This is a genomic window from Tepidiphilus succinatimandens (assembly GCF_006503695.1).
In the GTDB taxonomy this organism is placed as follows: domain Bacteria; phylum Pseudomonadota; class Gammaproteobacteria; order Burkholderiales; family Rhodocyclaceae; genus Tepidiphilus; species Tepidiphilus succinatimandens.
Genome location: NZ_SBIK01000040.1, coordinates 1 through 668, shown reverse-complemented (window position 1 = coordinate 668; position 668 = coordinate 1). Strand labels below are relative to the sequence as shown.

The window sequence follows — 668 nt, the reverse complement described above, 5'->3', positions numbered from 1 at the left end:
TGGCGCGAGCGTCCTCTGGGCGAAGTGCCCTATCTCTTTCTGGATGCCCGTTACGAGAAAGTGCGGCTGGAAGGGCGAATCGTCGATTGTGCCGTCTTGATCGCCGTCGGCGTCGATGCAACAGGCAAACGGCGGGTGCTCGGGTGCACGGTGGCCACGTCGGAAGCCGAGATCAATTGGCGACGTTTCCTCGAATCCCTCCTGGCCAGAGGGTTGCACGGTGTCAAGCTCATCGTCGCAGATGATCATGCGGGCCTCAAAGCTGCCCGCAAAGCGGTGTTGCCTTCTGTTCCCTGGCAGCGTTGCCAGTTCCATCTGCAGCAAAACGCCGGCCAGTTCGTCACCCGGCAGGAGGCGAAAAAGCACGTCGCCGCGACACTGCGCGCGATCTTCAACGCTCCGGACAAGGCAGAAGCCGAGCGGCTCTTCAAAGCAGCTCTGGAGCTCTGGCGCAAGGAGCATCCGAAACTGGCCCAATGGGCCGAAATGGCGGTGCTCGAGAGTCTGACGGTGTTCGACTTTCCGGCTGCGCACCGCATCCGTTTGCGCACCACCAACGGGCTGGAACGCATCAGTGCGACGTGAGGTCGCGTAAGTGATTGTTCCACAAGGGAAACCTTGGAGGGAACCTGCCGTTCCTCCGGCAGTAACCTAGGGATGCGGGCGGG

Annotated in this window: 1 pseudogene; it reads left to right on the top strand. The window is 61.7% G+C overall.

What is annotated here, in order from left to right:
• A pseudogene (locus EPD82_RS11845) lies at positions 1 to 576 on the top strand (IS256 family transposase); the annotation flags it as partial.
• Positions 577 to 668 lie beyond the last annotated feature (92 nt).